Origin of the sequence: Arsukibacterium sp. (assembly GCF_018402695.1) — a bacterium.
GTDB lineage: Bacteria > Pseudomonadota > Gammaproteobacteria > Enterobacterales > Alteromonadaceae > Alishewanella.
On record NZ_JAGYIM010000016.1, the window covers coordinates 532,535 to 548,141 of the forward strand.

Consider the following 15,607-nt stretch of genomic DNA (forward strand, 5'->3'; position numbering starts at 1 on the left):
AACAATTTGTTGTTAGCTGGCACGGCGCAACAGTGCTAATTTAGCGATATGACCATCATGTAGCGAGCAAAGTATGCAGTTAATTGTGACCGCGATCAGCAAAGATTACGGCCCGGTTGCCGCAGTGCGCCAGGTAAGCTTTCAGATAAATTCAGGGGATATTTTTGCCCTGCTCGGGCCCAATGGCGCAGGTAAATCCTCCATTATCCGGATGCTGGTGGGCATGACCCGGCCCGACAGTGGCAGTATTCTGGTAAGCCATCAGGACCAGCATTATGATCATGTACCCCGGCGTTTGCTAGGGTATTTGCCGGAAGACCGGGGCTTGTATCCAGACAAGAGTATCGAGAAAAACCTGCTGTATCTGGCACAATTACATGGCCTGAGTAAACAACACGCGTTAAAGGAAATGGCGCACTGGCTGGACGTGTTTGAGCTGACCGACCGTCGCCAGGAAGATTTAAAGCAATTGTCGAAGGGGAATCAGCAAAAAGTACAGCTGATTGCCGCTGTGCTGCATCAGCCGGCATTGGTTATTCTGGATGAGCCTTTTTCCGGCCTCGACCCGATCAATCAGGAAAAAGTTGTCACTTTTCTTAAAGCGTTAAAAGCTCGCGGCATGACTGTTATTTTAAGTGCCCATCAAATGGCAATGGTCGAGAAGCTAGCGGATCGTATGCTGCTGATGGCGCAGGGCAAAGCGATCCTCAGTGGCACCCTGGCTGATATCCAGCAGCAGGCCGGGCCGCAGCGCCAGATCCATATCAGTTGCGCCGGGCCGGTAACTGCTGAGCAATTACGACAGTGGCTGCCAGAGCTTGATATCGAACTTCTAACTGCCAACCGCTTTGTGCTGCGCCTGAGTGCAGAGCAAAGTGTTTCTGCCACGTTAAAGCGACTGGTTAATGAGCTGGAGCTGACTCAGGTAGAAATGCAAAGCGCCGACTTACATCAGTTATATTTAATGGCAATGGCAGAGCACCAGCTGAGGGAGCAGGCATGATTTCACGGCAAAGTATAATTGTAGCGAAATGGGAGTTTCTGCGGTTCTTTAAATGGAAGCAGCAGCTTATCTCGTATTTATTAATGATGGCAGTGATGGCTGCTGTCGCCCTCTGGAGCTTTTTTACCGATGAAAGCCGCAAGGTATACCGGATAGCGGTGCCGGCAGAGTTCAGTATCAGCAATACGGAGCAGTTTCAGTTTCAACGGCCGACCATAGCGCTGGAAGAGCAACTGGCGCAGTTAAAAGACGGGGAAAGCTGGCACGGGGTGGTCACGGTCAGCCCGGCGACGGCTGCTGAGCCGGGCGTAGTGCTGCATACTCTGGCCGCAAAAAAGTGGCAACAGCAACTGGAGACCGAGCTTAATAACTATTTCCGCCAGCAATACGCGACTGAGCTGCAGTTAACACCGGCTCAGCTTACCCGGCTGCAACAACCACTGGCGCTTGAATATGTTTATCTGGACGAAGACTTTAAGGGCAAAGACACCCCGGAGAAAATGATTGCGCTGGGGGTGCTGATTTTACTGTTTATTGGTCTGAGTACGGCGTTTGGGCAGGTGCTGCTCAGTATTACCGGCGAAAAGCAGCAGCGGGTCACGGAGCAACTCTATGCCATCGTTACCCCACAACAATGGATGGACGGCAAGGTGCTGGGCCACAGTTTGAGTGCAATGAAAGCGATGGTGACGTCAGCGCTGGTGATGCTGCTGGTGTTTATTGTCGTCAGCGTGGTGGTACGGGATAACGGGGTAAACCTCAGTTGGGTAAACTGGGGCGTGCTGGCCTGGCTGGTGCCTTTCGCGTTACTGGGCGTATTGCTCAGCGCCTGCTTTATGGGCGCCATTGCTGCGTCAATTGACGACCCCAACACCAGTGGCAAAGGGGCAGTAATGATGATTACCTGGCTGCCGATGCTGTTTACCTATCTGGTGATTGACAGCCCGACCGGTACCGCCATGACCATTTTAAGCTGGCTGCCATTAACCTCGTTTGCCGCCATGCCGGTTAAAATGGCCATGGTTGAGTTACCCTGGTGGCAGCCTGCGTTGTCGTTATTGTTATTAGTGGCAGCCTTATGGTGGATGCGCCGGCTTGCCGGCCGGATATTCCTGCGAGGTATGCAAATGTACGGTAAGGAGCCTGGCTGGGGTCAGATTGTTGGCTGGGCGCTGAGCAACAAAGCAGAGTAACAAAGCCGAGTAACCGGCACGGATGCAGGCAACGCCAGGCAGCAGGTATTGAACCAAATAGCCTGGCCTGTGCCTAAAGGCGCAGCTGGGCAGAAAGCTGCCCGGCGGCGATTTGTCGGTACTGCGGGCGACAGCCCGGGCGATATGCTTTATTATGGTGCCGGTTTTTTTGGAGTGGCTATGTTTAATTCTTCGTTTCGTCAGCAGGCTGCAGCCTGGCAGCAACAGTTTTCCCAGCGTCAGCGTGGCAACCTGCTACAGCGCCTGCTGGCCTGGATAGTGTTAGGCTTTATGCTGGTGGTTGCCGCAGCCATATTATTATTTATGTTGCTGCTTAGCTGGCTGGTTATCCCTGTAGTGGTCTACCGGTACCGCAAAAAAATGCGCCGTTTTGCTGAAGCAGCGCGCCAGCACGCCGGCCAGGCAGAGCAGCAACAAAACGGCCAGCACGGCAGGTACCGGCAGCACGACCGCGACAGCCGGGTAATTGAAGGCGAGGTTATCCGCAAGGACGAAAAATAATTGCGGTAAAAGCCTGCTGCGCTTTTGCTTAGTTCGCTGGCTGTACCGCTAACTTACTCTGAATGTAATCGCCGTGCCGGATAAACAACAAATCGGCAATTTTCCGCAGCATCGCCTCTTCATTGGGCTCCAGCTCACCGTCCGCAAACGCAACTTTCCAGAGTTGGTCGAGCAATGCCAACCGCTCTGCATAGGGCAAGTCTTTAAGTTTACTGGTAAAACCATGCAGACAGGTGGCATCGCCTGCCTGGGCCAGGGCTGCAGCAAATACCGGTTCAGCTGTCGTCGCTGTCAGGCCGAACTCGGTTTGCAGATATTGCATCACCACATCATGTTCCTGTTGCTCAGAACTGAAGTCGGCATGTGACAACTGCAACATTAACACCACGGCCAGATACTGTTGCTCAGTTAACCCGGCATCGCGCCATTGCTGGTGGGTATTACCACTGCCTTGCCAGTCAGAATTTGATTTTTCCAGTAAGTTTTTAAACAAATTAAACATAGCTACTCCGGTTGGGCGGCCAGCGCCGCTTGAATTGGTTAAGACGCAGCCCCATTCAAACAGTTCCGTTATTCTGCCATAGTGGCTTAAGCATAAGCGAAGGAACCCCCACATTGCCAACCCTTATTGTACTACTGCTGGGCGGTCTGATAATCGGCGCTGTCCTGGGGCAGCAACCGTGGCGTCGTTACCGGCGCCGCCAGATAACGGCACAGCCATTCCCTGCGCAGTGGCGGCGCATTCTGCGACAACGAATGCCATACTTCCGGGCACTGCCTGCCGATTTGCAATTGCAACTGAAGAAGCATATCCAGGTGTTTATCGCCGAGAAAACCTTTATTGGCTGTGACGGTGTTACGGTAACCGATGAAATGCGGGTCACTATTGCCGCCCAGGCCTGCTTGTTACTGCTTAATCGGCCAGACTACTATTACCCGAAGCTGCAGCAGATTTTAATTTATCCAGCTGCGTTTATTGTCCATGGCGCCGCCCCTGATGCAGCGGGGGTGGTAAGTGAGCAGCGCCGGGTGCTCAGCGGTGAGTCCTGGGGCCAGGGCAAAGTGGTGCTGAGCTGGCACGATGCCGTGCAGGGCGCGGCACAGCCAAACGACGGCCGCAATGTGGTTATTCATGAATTTGCCCATCAGCTGGATCAGGAAAAAGGCCTGGCCACCGGCGCCCCCCTGCTTAGCCGCAGCAGTGACTATCAGCAATGGTCGGCAGTGATGCAGCAGGCATTTGGCCAGCTGCAGCAACAAACGGCGAGTGGTGTACGCGGTTTACTCGACGGCTATGGCGCGACCAACCCGGCCGAATTCTTTGCTGTTATTTCCGAAGTGTTCTTTGAGCAGCCTGCGCAGTTACAGGCGCAATATCCCGATCTTTATCAGCAATTAAGCCTGTTTTACCGCTTAAACCCGCTTAGCTGGCAATAAAAAAGTGATCTGATGCCAGCTTTGCGCCATACTCTGTAGCTTAACAAGAACAGTTCTTATTTAGCGAAGGATGCCTTATGCGAAATTGGATAGTCGCTTGCTGCCGCCTTATCCGGCTACCGTTTTTGACTCTCACCGTGCTGTCAGCTGCGGCCCTAATGCCGGCGCAGGCTCAGGATAACAAAGAGCCGGTGCCAGTGCGGGTGGCTATGCCTTCTGAGCAACGCGTTGGCCAGCAGCTTAGCCTGACTGGCACCCTTACTGCCCGGCAGCATGCCCGGTTGTCGGCCAGAACCGATGGTCTGGTGTCCCGGGTGCTGGTTGATGCCGGCGACAAAGTGACCGCCGGTCAGGTGTTACTGGAGCTGGACCCGGCGTTGGCCAGCCAGCAACTGAAACAGCTACAGGCGGCCAGCCAGGTCACAGCGGCAGAGCTGGCAGAAACCCAACGCCTGGTAACCGAGGCCGAGCAGTTAACCACCGAGCAACTATTCCCGCAAACTGAGCTGCAACTGCGCCAGGCCAATATGGCTCAGGCAGCTGCGCAACATCAGCAGGCTGAGGCTGCGTTGGCTCAGCAACAGGAAATACTGGCCCGGCACAAGCTGATTGCCCCCTTTGCCGGCGTTATTGCCGCAAAACTGACCGATGCCGGTGAATGGGTTAACCTGGCGACACCGGTGCTTGAGCTGGTGGCACTAAGCCCGCTGTATTTAGATATCCAGATGCCGCAAGAGCATTTTCAGACCCTGAACCAATTACAACAAATTAAGGTGCGCAGCGATATGCAGCCTGACACTGAACTTAGTGCCAAAATCATCGCCACCGTACCGGTTATTGATGCAGCTGCCCGCAGTTTTCTGGTGCGGCTGCAACTGCAGGATCATGAACAACTGCAGCTGCTGCCAGGAACATCAGCCAGTGCCACCTTTAATATGGCGACCCGGGGCGAGAACAACGTGGTGGTGCCGGCCGATGCTATATTACGCCACCCGGATGGCACCTTCAGTGTATTTACTGTAAAGGACGATACCGCCCAACGCCGCTTAGTTAAGCTGGGCCGGCGCAGTGGTGAAGGCGTGGAAGTACGCGATGGCCTGGCAGAGGACGAGGCAGTGGTTATCCGGGGCAATGAAACCCTGCGTGACGGCCAGCCGGTAAAAGTTACCCGGGATCAGGACTAAGGAGCAGTTATGCTGGCAGCAGGTATCCGTCGCGGCACCATTTTAGCCGTAGTGGTATTAATTATTGCGGTACTGGGCATTGCCGCCGCCATGCGCATTCCGGTGCAAATGATCCCGGATTTAGAAGTGCGTACCATCAGTGTGGTAACCGGCTGGCCGGGGGCCACGCCGCAGGATATTGAAAAAGAGATCCTGATTGAACAGGAACGCTACCTGCGTAACCTGCCGAATCTGAAAAGGATGATCTCGCTGGCCGAAACCGGCTCGGCAACCATCGAGCTGGAATTTCCTTTTGGCGTTGATATCAACGAAGCACTGATCCGGGTCAGTAATGCGCTGAGCCAGGTTAATGCCTATCCGGAGAATGTCGATCAACCCCGGCTGTTCAGCAGCTCTTTTTCCAGTAATGCTTTTATGTATTTCCGCTTAATGCCTTTGCCAGGCAACCCATTGGGGCTGGATATGGATATGGTGCGGGATTACGCTGAAGATTACGTGCGGCCGCGGATGGAGCGGGTGCAGGGGGTGTCAGAAATCGGGGTTAGTGGCGGTGCGCCCCGGCAGGTGCAGATTTTGGTTGACCCGGCCCGGTTGGCACAGCGCGGCATCAGCATGACCGATGTGCGGCAGGCCATTCGTAACCGCAATACTGATGCCTCTGCCGGCGATATTGATAGTGGCAAGCGACGTTATTTATTGCGGATGGTAGGGCGCTTTAACGATCTGAGCGAGCTGGAAAACCTGATAATACTGCAGCGTGGCGACAGCCAGGTTGTATTAAAAGATGTTGCTGAAATTAAACTGGATCATTTCGAAGTGCGGGACATGTCGTTTTCTGACGGTGAACGTACTCTCAGTTTGTCGGTCCGTCGGGAGAGCGGCTCTAATGTTATTGACATTAAAAACGCTATGCTACCGGAAGTGGAGCGGATAAATCAGGACATGCTGGCAGCAAACGGCCTGCAGTTAAAGCTGGTCAGCGATGATGTGCGTTATGTGCAAAGCTCGATAACCAACGTCTGGACCAACCTTGGCCTCGGCGCCGTTCTGGCAACCCTGGTCATGTACCTGTTTCTGCGCTCATCCCGCGCCACTCTGGTGGCCGTTATTGGCGTGCCTATCTGTACCATTGCCGCCTTTTTAGGCTTGTTGCTGTTTAACCGCACCATTAATGTTATTTCTCTGGCGGGTATTGCCTTTGCCATCGGTATGACGGTCGACAACACCATAGTGGTGCTGGAAAGCATTGAACAGGCCAGGCGCAACGGCTTAAAACGCTTAGAAGCAGCGATTAACGGGGTGCAGGAAGTGTGGCCGGCGGTACTCGCCTCTACCATGACCACAGTGCTGGTGTTTGCACCAATATTATTTGTCGAGCAGGAAGCCGGCCAGCTGTATTCTGATATCGCCATTGCCATTGCGTCGGCCATTATTGCCTCGATGCTGGTGGCGGTGTTTGTGGTACCGGCCGCCATCGCCCGGCTGGGTTTTGGCTCCGGGGTTGCGCACACAGAACATGATGATAAACCCGGCAGGTTGCTGCGTGGGGTCACCAGGCTGGTCAGTAGCGCTAAAAGCCGTCTGCTGACGTTAGTTATCACCCTGGCGTTAACCGTGGGCGCCGGCTGGATCCTACTGCCACCCGCCGAATACCTGCCGGAAGGGGAAGAGCCGAAAGCGTTTTCCCAGATGATAGCGCCGCCCGGCTATAACTTATCAGAAATGAGCGTTATTGCCGACGAGATAAAAGCCGTACTGAATGATGCCGTAGATGCCGATCCTGAGCTGTTTGCCTCCGGTGAAACTATGCTGCCGTCATTGCAGTATTATTCATTGAGCGTCTCAGTCGGGCGAATTTGGGTACTCAGTGAACCGACCCGGGGTGAGGATATCGAGCCCATGATGAATGCCCTTACCAGCATGTTCCGGCAATATCCGGGTATGCGGGCATTCTCGGCCCGGGGCTCAATTATTTCCAGTAACGATGGGGGCACCCGGGCGGTGGCGCTGGATATTTCCGGCCCTGAGCTGGCCGATTTATATCAGACAGCAGAAGCGGCTTATCTGGCCGCAGAGCAGTTGTTCGATAATCCGCAGTTAAATTCTGACCCCTCGTCGCTGTCGCTGGACCAGCCGTTAATTGAAATCCGGCCGCGCTGGGCCAGGCTGGCTGAACTGGGTATTAGCGCCGACGATTTTGGTTTTGCCGTGGCGGCGCTAAGTGACGGCGCCTTTGTCGATGAATTCTTTATGCTGGATGATAAGGTAGACATTTTTCTGTTCAGTGGCGCCGGTACTAACCAGAAGCTGGAACAACTGGCCCAGGCGCCGGTACAAACTCCTCAGGGGGCGGTGCTGCCGTTAAACGCGCTGGCTGATTTAGTCGAAGTTGCCGACAGTGCCAGTTTACGCCGGGTTGATGGCCGGCGAACCGTAACCTTGTACATTATTCCGCCGCGTGATGTTGCCCTGGAAACCGCAGTGGCCCGGGTGCAGGATGAGCTGGTGCCAGAGTTACAAAGGGCCGGCGATGTCGCCTCAGGGGTTAACCTGAGTATCACCGGGGCGGCTGATCAGCTCGATGCCACCAAAGCGGCACTGGGCGGCAACTTTGCCATTGCCGTTATTCTGATTTATTTACTACTGGTCGCTATTTTTACCCACTGGGGCTATCCGCTGTTTATTCTGGCAACGGTGCCGCTGGGGCTGGCGGGCGGTCTGGTAGGATTGGCGCTGATAAATGGCCTGGGCGATCTGCTTAATCTGGTTGGCTTGCCGGGTATTTCCCAGCCGTTTGATATGATAACCATGCTGGGCTTTTTAATTCTGTTGGGCACCGTGGTCAATAACCCGATTTTAATTGTCGATCAAAGTCGTAAGAACCTGCAGCAAGCCGATTGTAATGTTATAGAAGCAGTAACCGCAGCAGTAGCCACCCGCTTGCGGCCGATATTAATGTCGACCACCACTACTATTTTTGGTCTGGCGCCGCTGGTCTTGATTCCCGGGGCTGGTACTGAACTGTACCGTGGCGTGGGTATTATCGTACTGACCGGTTTGCTCTGTTCTACCATTATCGCGCTGACCTTTTTACCGGCCTTGCTGGTAACGGTAATGCAGTGGCAACAGCGCCGGGCGGGCAACACAAAGGCAGCTGGCGTGGCTGGCGAAGGCTGAAGTAATAACCGCTAAGACATAAAAAAGTATTTAATCAGGTAAGCGACCAGCATTACTGCCATCAGCGGGTAAATCCAGCGTGAGTATTTGCTGAGATCCTGATCTTCAGCTTTTTTGCCAAATTTCTCGACCAGGGTCACTATTACAAACAGACTGACAAATAATATAACCAGAATGGTCAGTAAATTACCCATAAAGCACGGTTCCTTGAAATTAGCTTTAACGTTGGCCAGCAGCTTACCATTGGCATGAAGTGTTAGCCAACAGCGGCTGCAACAGGCTAGAGTAGTCGCCTGAATTTAACCTGAGTAACAAGATGGCCCAACCTGAACTCGACAGCGGTTATTACCTGCAGCACTTTAACGAATTACTGCAGTTTGTCAGCCGGCATTATCAGCCGGTGTTAACCCGCGACAGCCGCGCTTTTATCGACGACTTTACTGCCCTGAGCGAACCTGGCCAGCAGCTGCTGGTGCGTATGCTTAACCGTAAAGGCCAGGTATTTAGCGAGGCCGAGCTAAACTACACCGAGATTGGCGCAAGCGGGCCGGTACTGGACCAGCTAAGCGCAGCAGGCTTTGTGGCGCCGCTAACCCAGCATGATTTAGCGGATTTCTGGCTGCGGTTAACCAAAGACACCCTGTGGCAGCTGCTGCAGCTGGCCAAAAACCAACTGCCAGCGGAACAATGGGCGCAATACGCAGCTGATTCGGCAGTTAAAAAAAGCCAGACTAAGCCGCTGTTACTGGGCGCCGCATTAAAACTGCCGGTTAACTGGCTGCTGCTTATCGATAAACTGCCGCAGCGCTATGTCGTGCTAAAGCGGCAGGACGCCTTAAATTACCTGTATTTCCTGTATTTTGGCCGGATTGAAGCCAACTTATCGCTATTTACCTTACGCGATTTAGGGATCAGACAAAGTGGCCAGTTTAAACAGCAGTTTCAGCCACGCTTTACCGAAGCCCCTCAAGCGCTATTGGCTTATCAGCTGGCCAAAGCCAAACCGGCAATTCAGGAGCTTGGCAAGCAGCTAAAAAAACAGCCAGATAGCGCCGAACCCGCTTTACGCCAGTGGCTTAGCGAAGTAAACAGCTGGCCTGTAGCTACAGATAGCGGCGGCGAAGATCAGGCGTTGCAACTCAAGCGTAGCGAGCGCTGCTATCAGCTGGGGAAACTGGCCGAGCACTATAAGCTTAATGATTTGGCGATTAGCTTTTACCAGCTAAGCAATGGCTTTCCAGCCAGCGAGCGTCTGGTACGGCTTTATTATGCACAAGGGGATCACCAACAGTGCCAGCAGTATTTAACGCAACTGCTGACCGACCCCAGCTGCGATGAAGAATGGCTGTTTGCTGAAGATTTTTACCAGCGCAAGTTTAACGCCGCAGGGGGTATCCAGCGCTCACAACTTACCCGGTTATTGCACGACGCGCCCGTCGTCGGGGTAGACGAGTTGTATCTGGGCCAGGCCGAGCAGGGTTTAATGGCCCATTACCGCGAGCAGGGTTATACGGTGTTTCACTGCGAAAATAACCTATGGCTGGCGCTATTTGGCCTCTGGTTCTGGCATGAGCTATTTGAGCACGAGCACAGCGCCTTGCATAACCCGTTTGAACGCCGGCCCCGCAACTTAACCAGCGGCGGCTTTTATCAGCAATTTAGTACTGAAATAGAGCAGAAACTTCAGCAGCTCACTGCCCCCAATGCTACCGGTAAGCTACTGGCGGCTATTACCGCCCACTATGGCAAAGCCAATAATCTGTTTTATTGGCACAGCGATTTAGCCGAGCAGTTATTGCCACTAATTCAGTTTGCACCGCAAAGCGCCGATGGCAGCAGTGCGCTCTCGCCAATCCTGCGAGCCATGGCGCAGGATTTTCAGCGCCACTCTAGCGGCTACCCCGACTTATTGCTGATTAAAGACCAGCAGCTTGAGTTTATTGAAGTAAAAGCCCCCGGCGATAAAATTCAGCGCCACCAGCTCGCCCGGCTATTAGCCCTTAGCAATGCCGGCTTTAACGCCCGCATTGAAAAACTGCAGTGGATAGTCGACCCGAACCGGGTTTATGTGGTGCTGGATGTCGAAACCACCGGCGGTAAGGCAGGCAACGACAGGGTAATCGAAATTGGCGCGGTAAAAGTGCAGGCCGGCGAGGTACTCGATACTTTTAGTACCTTAATAAACCCGCAGCGTTATATTCCGTCGTTTATTACCCGCTTAACCGGCATTAGCAGCGCCATGGTAAGTAATGCACCAACATTTGCTGATATTGCCGGCAAGCTAAGTGAATTCTTGCAAGGCGCAGTATTTGTCGCCCATAACGCTAAATTTGATTACAGCTTTATCCGGGCCGAATTCACCCGGCTGGAGATGCCGTTCGCCATGCCGCAGCTTTGCACCGTAGTTAATATGCGCCGCTACTACCCCGGCCTTACCTCCTACAGCCTGGGTAACCTATGCCAGCACTTCGATATAAAACTCACCAACCACCACCGCGCATTGGATGATGCAACGGCGACGGTAGAGTTGTTAAGGCTGATTAATGCCAGGCGCTGCACGCCAGAACTTGCTACAGAATAAAACTGCTTGATTTATATTCAATTTGCGCAATAGACTGGATGAAATTTTGGAACGTGCGGGATCGTCGCAGTGCAACTCGCGGGTTCAGATCCTTTGAAAAAGCTGTTAAATGTCTAGGGAAGCTATGTGCAATTGCAAAGAACAACCCTCTTTAATTGATATCAGCAACATTCACTCTGATTTTAAATCAAAGCTTGACCAATTAGATGTTGGCAATTGGGTTTTGTTAATGCAATGCCCCGATTGCAAGCTGTTATACAAAGTAGATGAGTGGGATAAATATCAAACCTGCTATGCAGTAAAAATTCCCTCATCTGAAAACTGGGAAACATTTGACAGTGAGTCACTTATAAAAGAACAAATGATTCAAAATCGCGGTGGCCTTAGCAATGAATCATGCATATGGTCAGGCTGTGACATCAAGCAGATAAAAGGCAGTGCATACTGTGTTGACCATCTCTATTATGGTGGCACTCGTGCGTAAGTATTTAATAAAGCAAGGTAAAATCGCCCTGCGGGCTGGACGCGCTAACGCGAATCAATAGGAATCAATAGAGTCAGTGACATTGATTTTTGAAAAAGGGAGGCGCAGCTAATTAATCTGATGGCAGAAAATTTGCTAGGAGCTCCGCCCATATTCGCTACTGCTTTTCGCCAATAACCCAGCTTACTCCGCTGTAAAGCCGTTAATCATGGCCAAAAACTCTTGTTCCAAGGCAAAGCTTTCTGCCAACGGCATAGTGTTATTTATACCCAACTGAAACTGATAGTGCATACCGGCGCTATTTAGCTGAAAGGTGCGCAGTAGTTGTCCTTTCCGGCTGCTGCTTAAGCGCAGCATAGCGGGGCCAGCTTTGTGCTCCAGCATAACGGCGGTGGCATCTGTTTGGTTATGCTCCGCAATATCCTGCTGCGATATGGCTTTACACTGTGGGCACTGTGCTTTAGTGATAATTAAAGTGGCATTGTTGCGCGAGTAGCGCCATTCATTGGTTTGGTTCAGCGCTGTGTACTGGCTGAATTCCGGCTCGCCCCAGGATGATGCTACTTCAAGGTTAATAGTGTCTGCGGCCAGCACTTTAGTAGCAAATGCAGTAAACAGTGTTAGTACCGCCAGCATGGCAAAACTAACACGTGGTGCAATAAATGTCATAACGGCCTCTTATTCAACAACGTTCAAATTACCATAGCTGGAAACGTGGTATTTCGTATTATCGTTCACTTTGGGATTTTCGTTGTTTTGGTAGCTCACTACTTTTCTTGGACGTTTAGTACGTATGAGCTCTTGGATACGCTGCCAGTTTTTGTGTGCGTCAAAAACTGATTGACCCGGTGCTGCTTTGGCCATGACACAACCATGGCTGCCGACGGCGTCATGAAAACCAAACCGGATACCATCGCGCCAGGCATCATCATGCTTGAACTGATCGTTTACACGTCCGTCCTGATAAAACAAGCCAAAATAATGTCGATTGCCGGTAGGGTTTTCTACGATTAACCATTTCCCTCTTGGCAGAGGCTTGTATCCATCCCACCCCCCGGAATGCGCTTCCATCTTAATAATTTCTTCGGGCTTGCCGGATTGGGTGAGTTTTACAGTAAGCAGGCGTCTACTTTTACTATAGGTAACGTCCAATGTCATAAATCTTTCCTTTTGAGCTTAATAGAGTGAATTCATTTTAAGTTTCATATATTCAACAAAAAATAAACAATCGTCAACTAAAAGTTCCATTCTTGAGGGGCGGAGCTAAAACAGCTAAATGCTACCCATTAGCTGCAACCTCACTACGCTGTGTCCTTTATTAATCGCTACTGCCGCTCTGTCCTATAATGTCCTTACTTAGTGTCGTCACTGCCATACAGGCAAAGCGTTATCTACATCGAGGAGGAAATTATGGCATCCAGAACAGAGCATCGTGGCAGCTGTCTTTGCGGGGCGGTTAGTGTTAAAGCGGCTACAAAAAACAATAATATTGGGGTGTGCCACTGCGCAATGTGCCGAAAATGGGGCGGAGGGCCTTTGCTTGCGGTCGAGTGCGGCACTGAAGTGGAGTTTACAGGGGTGGAGCAAATAACGACGTTTAATTCTTCAGAGTGGGCAGAACGGGGTTTTTGTCAGCACTGTGGCACGCATTTGTTTTATCGCCTGAAAAAAGAGGGCCATTACGCTATTCCTGCAGGGCTATTTGATAATGCTGACCACTGGAAACTGACAGAGCAAATATTTATTGACCAAAAGCCTGCGTTCTACTCTTTTGCAGAAGAAACTAAGATGCTTACCGGGCAGCAGGTTTTCGACCAATATTCCTGAGCATTAAGGTACCGATTTTGCTGTCATCCATGCCATCCATGAGCAGGCCAGCAAATAAAAAGCAGCGGTGTCACTGTTTTGGGGTTAGCATAGGTTCAAAGCAGAAATATCAGTCAGCCAAACCTCAGCGGTTTGGTGAATAACAGGAGGGTATGTGGACCCGGAGTTTTGGCAACAAAAATGGCAGAAACGAGAAATCGCCTTTCATCAGGCAGCAGCTAATCCGTTGCTGCTAAACCATTTCAACCAACTATCAATGACACCTGGAGCACGGGTGTTTCTGCCCCTTTGTGGTAAAAGCCTGGATAGTCACTGGCTGTTGGCCCGAGGTTATCGGGTAGTTGGCGCGGAGCTCAGCGAAGTTGCGGTAAAAGAACTCTTTGCTGAGCTGGGGCTAACACCGAGCATTAACTCAGTTGGTAAATTACAGCATTACAGTGCAGGTATGCTTGAAGTATTTGTTGGCGATATTTTTGAATTGTCAGAAGACACCTTAGGCCCGGTTGCCGCTATATATGACCGGGCCGCGCTGGTGGCGTTGCCAGATACTATGCGCCAACGCTATGCCCAGCACCTGGTAACCATCAGCCAGGCTGCGCCGCAACTGGTTATTTGCTTTGAATATGATCAAGCGCAGCTGGCAGGGCCACCTTTTTCAGTCGATAGCGCTGAAATGCATAAGCTCTATAGCAATGCATATCAACTTAACTGCCTGGAGCAATGTGAAGTGCCCGGTGGCTTAAAGAAAAAATGCCAGGCCACAGAAGTCGCCTGGCTTTTAACCAAGCAATAACCTTGTCTGCAATAAGTTGCCGCACTGGTTATCTGCAACTCTGTTTTTAGACGTCCAGATGTGTAGATTGACATATTATCAAGGCTATGCTTTGATGAAAGTCTATTTATTCTGGAAGATTGGCGATGAAAAGAGAAACGATAGCACTACATCATGGCTACCAGCCCGATAATCAGCATTCGGTAGCCGTACCTATTCACCAAACCAGTTCGTTTAGCTTTGACAGTGCCCAGCATGCGGCAGACTTGTTTGATTTAAAAGTGACTGGCAATATCTATTCCCGCATCATGAACCCTACTTGTGAGGTGCTGGAGCAGCGCATAGCGGCGCTGGAAGGCGGTATTGGTGCACTGGCAGTGGCATCCGGCATGGCGGCTATTACCTATGCCATTCAAACTATTGCAGAAACCGGCGATAATATTATTTCAATTAATGAGCTTTATGGTGGCACTTATAACTTATTCGCGCATACTTTTCCACGCCAGGGCATTGAAGTGCGCTTTGCGAATAAAGACGACTACCATGCTATAGAGCAATTGATTGATGCGCGCACCAGAGCCGTATACTGCGAAAGCATTGGTAACCCCTCTGGCAGTATTGTTGATATTGAAAAACTGGCGGAACTGGCACACCGCCATGGCTTACCTTTAATTGTTGATAACACTGTTGCTACGCCATTTTTGTGGCGGCCTATTGAGCATGGGGCCGACATAGTAGTGCATTCGGCGACCAAGTACATTGGCGGCCATGGCACTACGATAGGTGGCCTGATTGTCGATTCCGGCAAATTTCCCTGGGCTGAACATGCTAAACGTTTTCCGTTATTAAACGAGCCGGATATTTCTTACCATGGGGTTAGTTACACCCGCGATGTTGGCGATGCTGCCTTTATTGCCCGCGCCAGGGTAGTGCCGCTGCGTAATATGGGGGCGGCGTTAAGTGCCCAGGCTGCCTGGAACTTATTGCAGGGTCTGGAAACACTGGCTTTACGTATTGAGCGCGTTAATCAAAACACTCTGGCGGTGGCCAGTTGGCTTGAGCAGCAACCCCAAATTGGCTGGGTGAAATATGCTGCTTTGCCGCAGCATAAAGACCACGCTTTAGCGCAAAAATACATGCAGGGGCAGGCATCGGGTATTCTTAGCTTTGGCATTAATGGCGGTCGGGAAGCAGCAGCCCGCTTTTACGATGCATTGCAGCTTATCCTGCGGCTGGTCAATATTGGTGATGCTAAAAGTTGTGCTGCTATTCCTGCTGCAACAACCCACCGCCAGCTAAACGATACAGAATTAGCTGCGGCAGGGGTATCGGCTGATATGGTGCGTTTATCTATTGGCATTGAGCATATTGATGACTTACTGGCTGATTTACAGCAAGCCTTGATTGCTGCCTCTGCCTGATAACGC

Annotated in this window: 15 protein-coding genes; 11 read left to right on the forward strand and 4 right to left on the reverse strand. The window is 51.6% G+C overall.

The window, feature by feature from the left end; genetic code table 11:
• Positions 1-73: 73 nt before the first annotated feature.
• The 3 genes from KG631_RS09910 (at position 74) to KG631_RS09920 (ending at position 2,718) form a co-directional block, all read left to right on the forward strand.
• On the forward strand, positions 74-1,003 hold the full coding sequence (locus KG631_RS09910; RefSeq protein ID WP_213999362.1) for an ATP-binding cassette domain-containing protein: 930 nt from the start codon (positions 74-76) through the stop codon (positions 1,001-1,003).
• On the forward strand, positions 1,000-2,196 hold the full coding sequence (locus tag KG631_RS09915; RefSeq protein WP_213999366.1) for an ABC transporter permease: 1,197 nt from the start codon (positions 1,000-1,002) through the stop codon (positions 2,194-2,196). Before KG631_RS09910 ends, KG631_RS09915 begins: the two co-directional genes overlap by 4 nt.
• A gap of 180 nt (positions 2,197-2,376) precedes the next feature.
• Positions 2,377-2,718: a hypothetical protein gene (locus tag KG631_RS09920; RefSeq protein WP_213999367.1), complete on the forward strand. Its 342-nt coding sequence runs from the start codon at positions 2,377-2,379 to the stop codon at positions 2,716-2,718.
• Positions 2,719-2,746: 28 nt separating this feature from the next.
• On the opposite strand, the gene KG631_RS09925 is transcribed toward KG631_RS09920, so the two are convergent.
• Positions 2,747-3,220, reverse strand: a complete 474-nt coding sequence (locus KG631_RS09925) for a TerB family tellurite resistance protein (RefSeq protein WP_213999369.1) — start codon at positions 3,218-3,220, stop codon at positions 2,747-2,749.
• Between the two features lie 113 nt (positions 3,221-3,333).
• Between KG631_RS09925 and KG631_RS09930 the strand changes: the two genes are divergently transcribed.
• The 3 genes from KG631_RS09930 to KG631_RS09940 all read left to right on the forward strand — a co-directional run bounded on the left by KG631_RS09930 (position 3,334) and on the right by KG631_RS09940 (position 8,516).
• Positions 3,334-4,155 carry a M90 family metallopeptidase gene (locus KG631_RS09930; RefSeq protein ID WP_213999372.1) on the forward strand — a complete coding sequence of 274 codons (822 nt, stop codon included), beginning with the start codon at positions 3,334-3,336 and terminating at the stop codon, positions 4,153-4,155.
• A gap of 77 nt (positions 4,156-4,232) precedes the next feature.
• Positions 4,233-5,339 (forward strand): efflux RND transporter periplasmic adaptor subunit, encoded by a 1,107-nt coding sequence (locus KG631_RS09935; RefSeq protein WP_213999374.1) that lies wholly within the window; start codon positions 4,233-4,235, stop codon positions 5,337-5,339.
• Between the two features lie 9 nt (positions 5,340-5,348).
• Entirely contained in the window at positions 5,349-8,516 is a 3,168-nt protein-coding gene (locus tag KG631_RS09940) for an efflux RND transporter permease subunit (RefSeq protein ID WP_213999377.1), read from the forward strand.
• Positions 8,517-8,527: 11 nt separating this feature from the next.
• Here the strand turns inward: KG631_RS09940 and KG631_RS09945 are convergent, their stop codons facing one another.
• On the reverse strand, positions 8,528-8,710 hold the full coding sequence (locus tag KG631_RS09945; RefSeq protein ID WP_213999379.1) for a hypothetical protein: 183 nt from the start codon (positions 8,708-8,710) through the stop codon (positions 8,528-8,530).
• Positions 8,711-8,832: 122 nt separating this feature from the next.
• On the opposite strand from KG631_RS09945, the gene KG631_RS09950 reads away from it, so the two are divergent.
• Both KG631_RS09950 and KG631_RS09955 read left to right on the forward strand, forming a co-directional pair.
• On the forward strand, positions 8,833-11,097 hold the full coding sequence (locus KG631_RS09950) for an exonuclease domain-containing protein (protein ID WP_213999381.1): 2,265 nt from the start codon (positions 8,833-8,835) through the stop codon (positions 11,095-11,097).
• A 109-nt stretch (positions 11,098-11,206) separates the two neighbouring features.
• Positions 11,207-11,581 carry a hypothetical protein gene (locus KG631_RS09955; RefSeq protein WP_213999383.1) on the forward strand — a complete coding sequence of 125 codons (375 nt, stop codon included), beginning with the start codon at positions 11,207-11,209 and terminating at the stop codon, positions 11,579-11,581.
• A gap of 183 nt (positions 11,582-11,764) precedes the next feature.
• Here KG631_RS09955 and KG631_RS09960 read toward each other — a convergent pair whose 3' ends face one another.
• Both KG631_RS09960 and KG631_RS09965 read right to left on the reverse strand, forming a co-directional pair.
• The gene (locus tag KG631_RS09960) at positions 11,765-12,250 is read right to left on the reverse strand and encodes a hypothetical protein (protein ID WP_213999385.1); all 486 of its coding nucleotides are present in this window, start codon (positions 12,248-12,250) and stop codon (positions 11,765-11,767) included.
• Positions 12,251-12,259: 9 nt separating this feature from the next.
• Positions 12,260-12,739, reverse strand: coding sequence for a hypothetical protein (locus tag KG631_RS09965; RefSeq protein ID WP_213999387.1), 480 nt, complete (start codon positions 12,737-12,739; stop codon positions 12,260-12,262).
• 201 nt (positions 12,740-12,940) lie between these two features.
• Between KG631_RS09965 and KG631_RS09970 the strand changes: the two genes are divergently transcribed.
• The 3 genes from KG631_RS09970 (at position 12,941) to KG631_RS09980 (ending at position 15,601) form a co-directional block, all read left to right on the forward strand.
• Positions 12,941-13,408 (forward strand): GFA family protein, encoded by a 468-nt coding sequence (locus KG631_RS09970; protein WP_365868745.1) that lies wholly within the window; start codon positions 12,941-12,943, stop codon positions 13,406-13,408.
• Between the two features lie 154 nt (positions 13,409-13,562).
• Positions 13,563-14,201: a thiopurine S-methyltransferase gene (gene tmpT / locus KG631_RS09975; RefSeq protein ID WP_213999390.1), complete on the forward strand. Its 639-nt coding sequence runs from the start codon at positions 13,563-13,565 to the stop codon at positions 14,199-14,201.
• Between the two features lie 125 nt (positions 14,202-14,326).
• Entirely contained in the window at positions 14,327-15,601 is a 1,275-nt protein-coding gene (locus tag KG631_RS09980; RefSeq protein ID WP_213999392.1) for an aminotransferase class I/II-fold pyridoxal phosphate-dependent enzyme, read from the forward strand.
• The last annotated feature ends 6 nt before the right edge of the window (positions 15,602-15,607 follow it).

Coding starts and splice junctions, on each gene's coding strand:
- KG631_RS09940 (WP_213999377.1), top strand. CDS start 5,349: ATGCTGGCAGCAGGTATCCGTCGCGGCACCATTTTAGCCGTAGTGGTA.
- KG631_RS09965 (WP_213999387.1), bottom strand. CDS start 12,739: ATGACATTGGACGTTACCTATAGTAAAAGTAGACGCCTGCTTACTGTA.
- KG631_RS09955 (WP_213999383.1), top strand. CDS start 11,207: ATGTCTAGGGAAGCTATGTGCAATTGCAAAGAACAACCCTCTTTAATT.
- KG631_RS09980 (WP_213999392.1), top strand. CDS start 14,327: ATGAAAAGAGAAACGATAGCACTACATCATGGCTACCAGCCCGATAAT.
- KG631_RS09950 (WP_213999381.1), top strand. CDS start 8,833: ATGGCCCAACCTGAACTCGACAGCGGTTATTACCTGCAGCACTTTAAC.
- KG631_RS09915 (WP_213999366.1), top strand. CDS start 1,000: ATGATTTCACGGCAAAGTATAATTGTAGCGAAATGGGAGTTTCTGCGG.
- KG631_RS09920 (WP_213999367.1), top strand. CDS start 2,377: ATGTTTAATTCTTCGTTTCGTCAGCAGGCTGCAGCCTGGCAGCAACAG.
- KG631_RS09935 (WP_213999374.1), top strand. CDS start 4,233: ATGCGAAATTGGATAGTCGCTTGCTGCCGCCTTATCCGGCTACCGTTT.
- KG631_RS09925 (WP_213999369.1), bottom strand. CDS start 3,220: ATGTTTAATTTGTTTAAAAACTTACTGGAAAAATCAAATTCTGACTGG.
- KG631_RS09960 (WP_213999385.1), bottom strand. CDS start 12,250: ATGACATTTATTGCACCACGTGTTAGTTTTGCCATGCTGGCGGTACTA.
- KG631_RS09945 (WP_213999379.1), bottom strand. CDS start 8,710: ATGGGTAATTTACTGACCATTCTGGTTATATTATTTGTCAGTCTGTTT.
- KG631_RS09910 (WP_213999362.1), top strand. CDS start 74: ATGCAGTTAATTGTGACCGCGATCAGCAAAGATTACGGCCCGGTTGCC.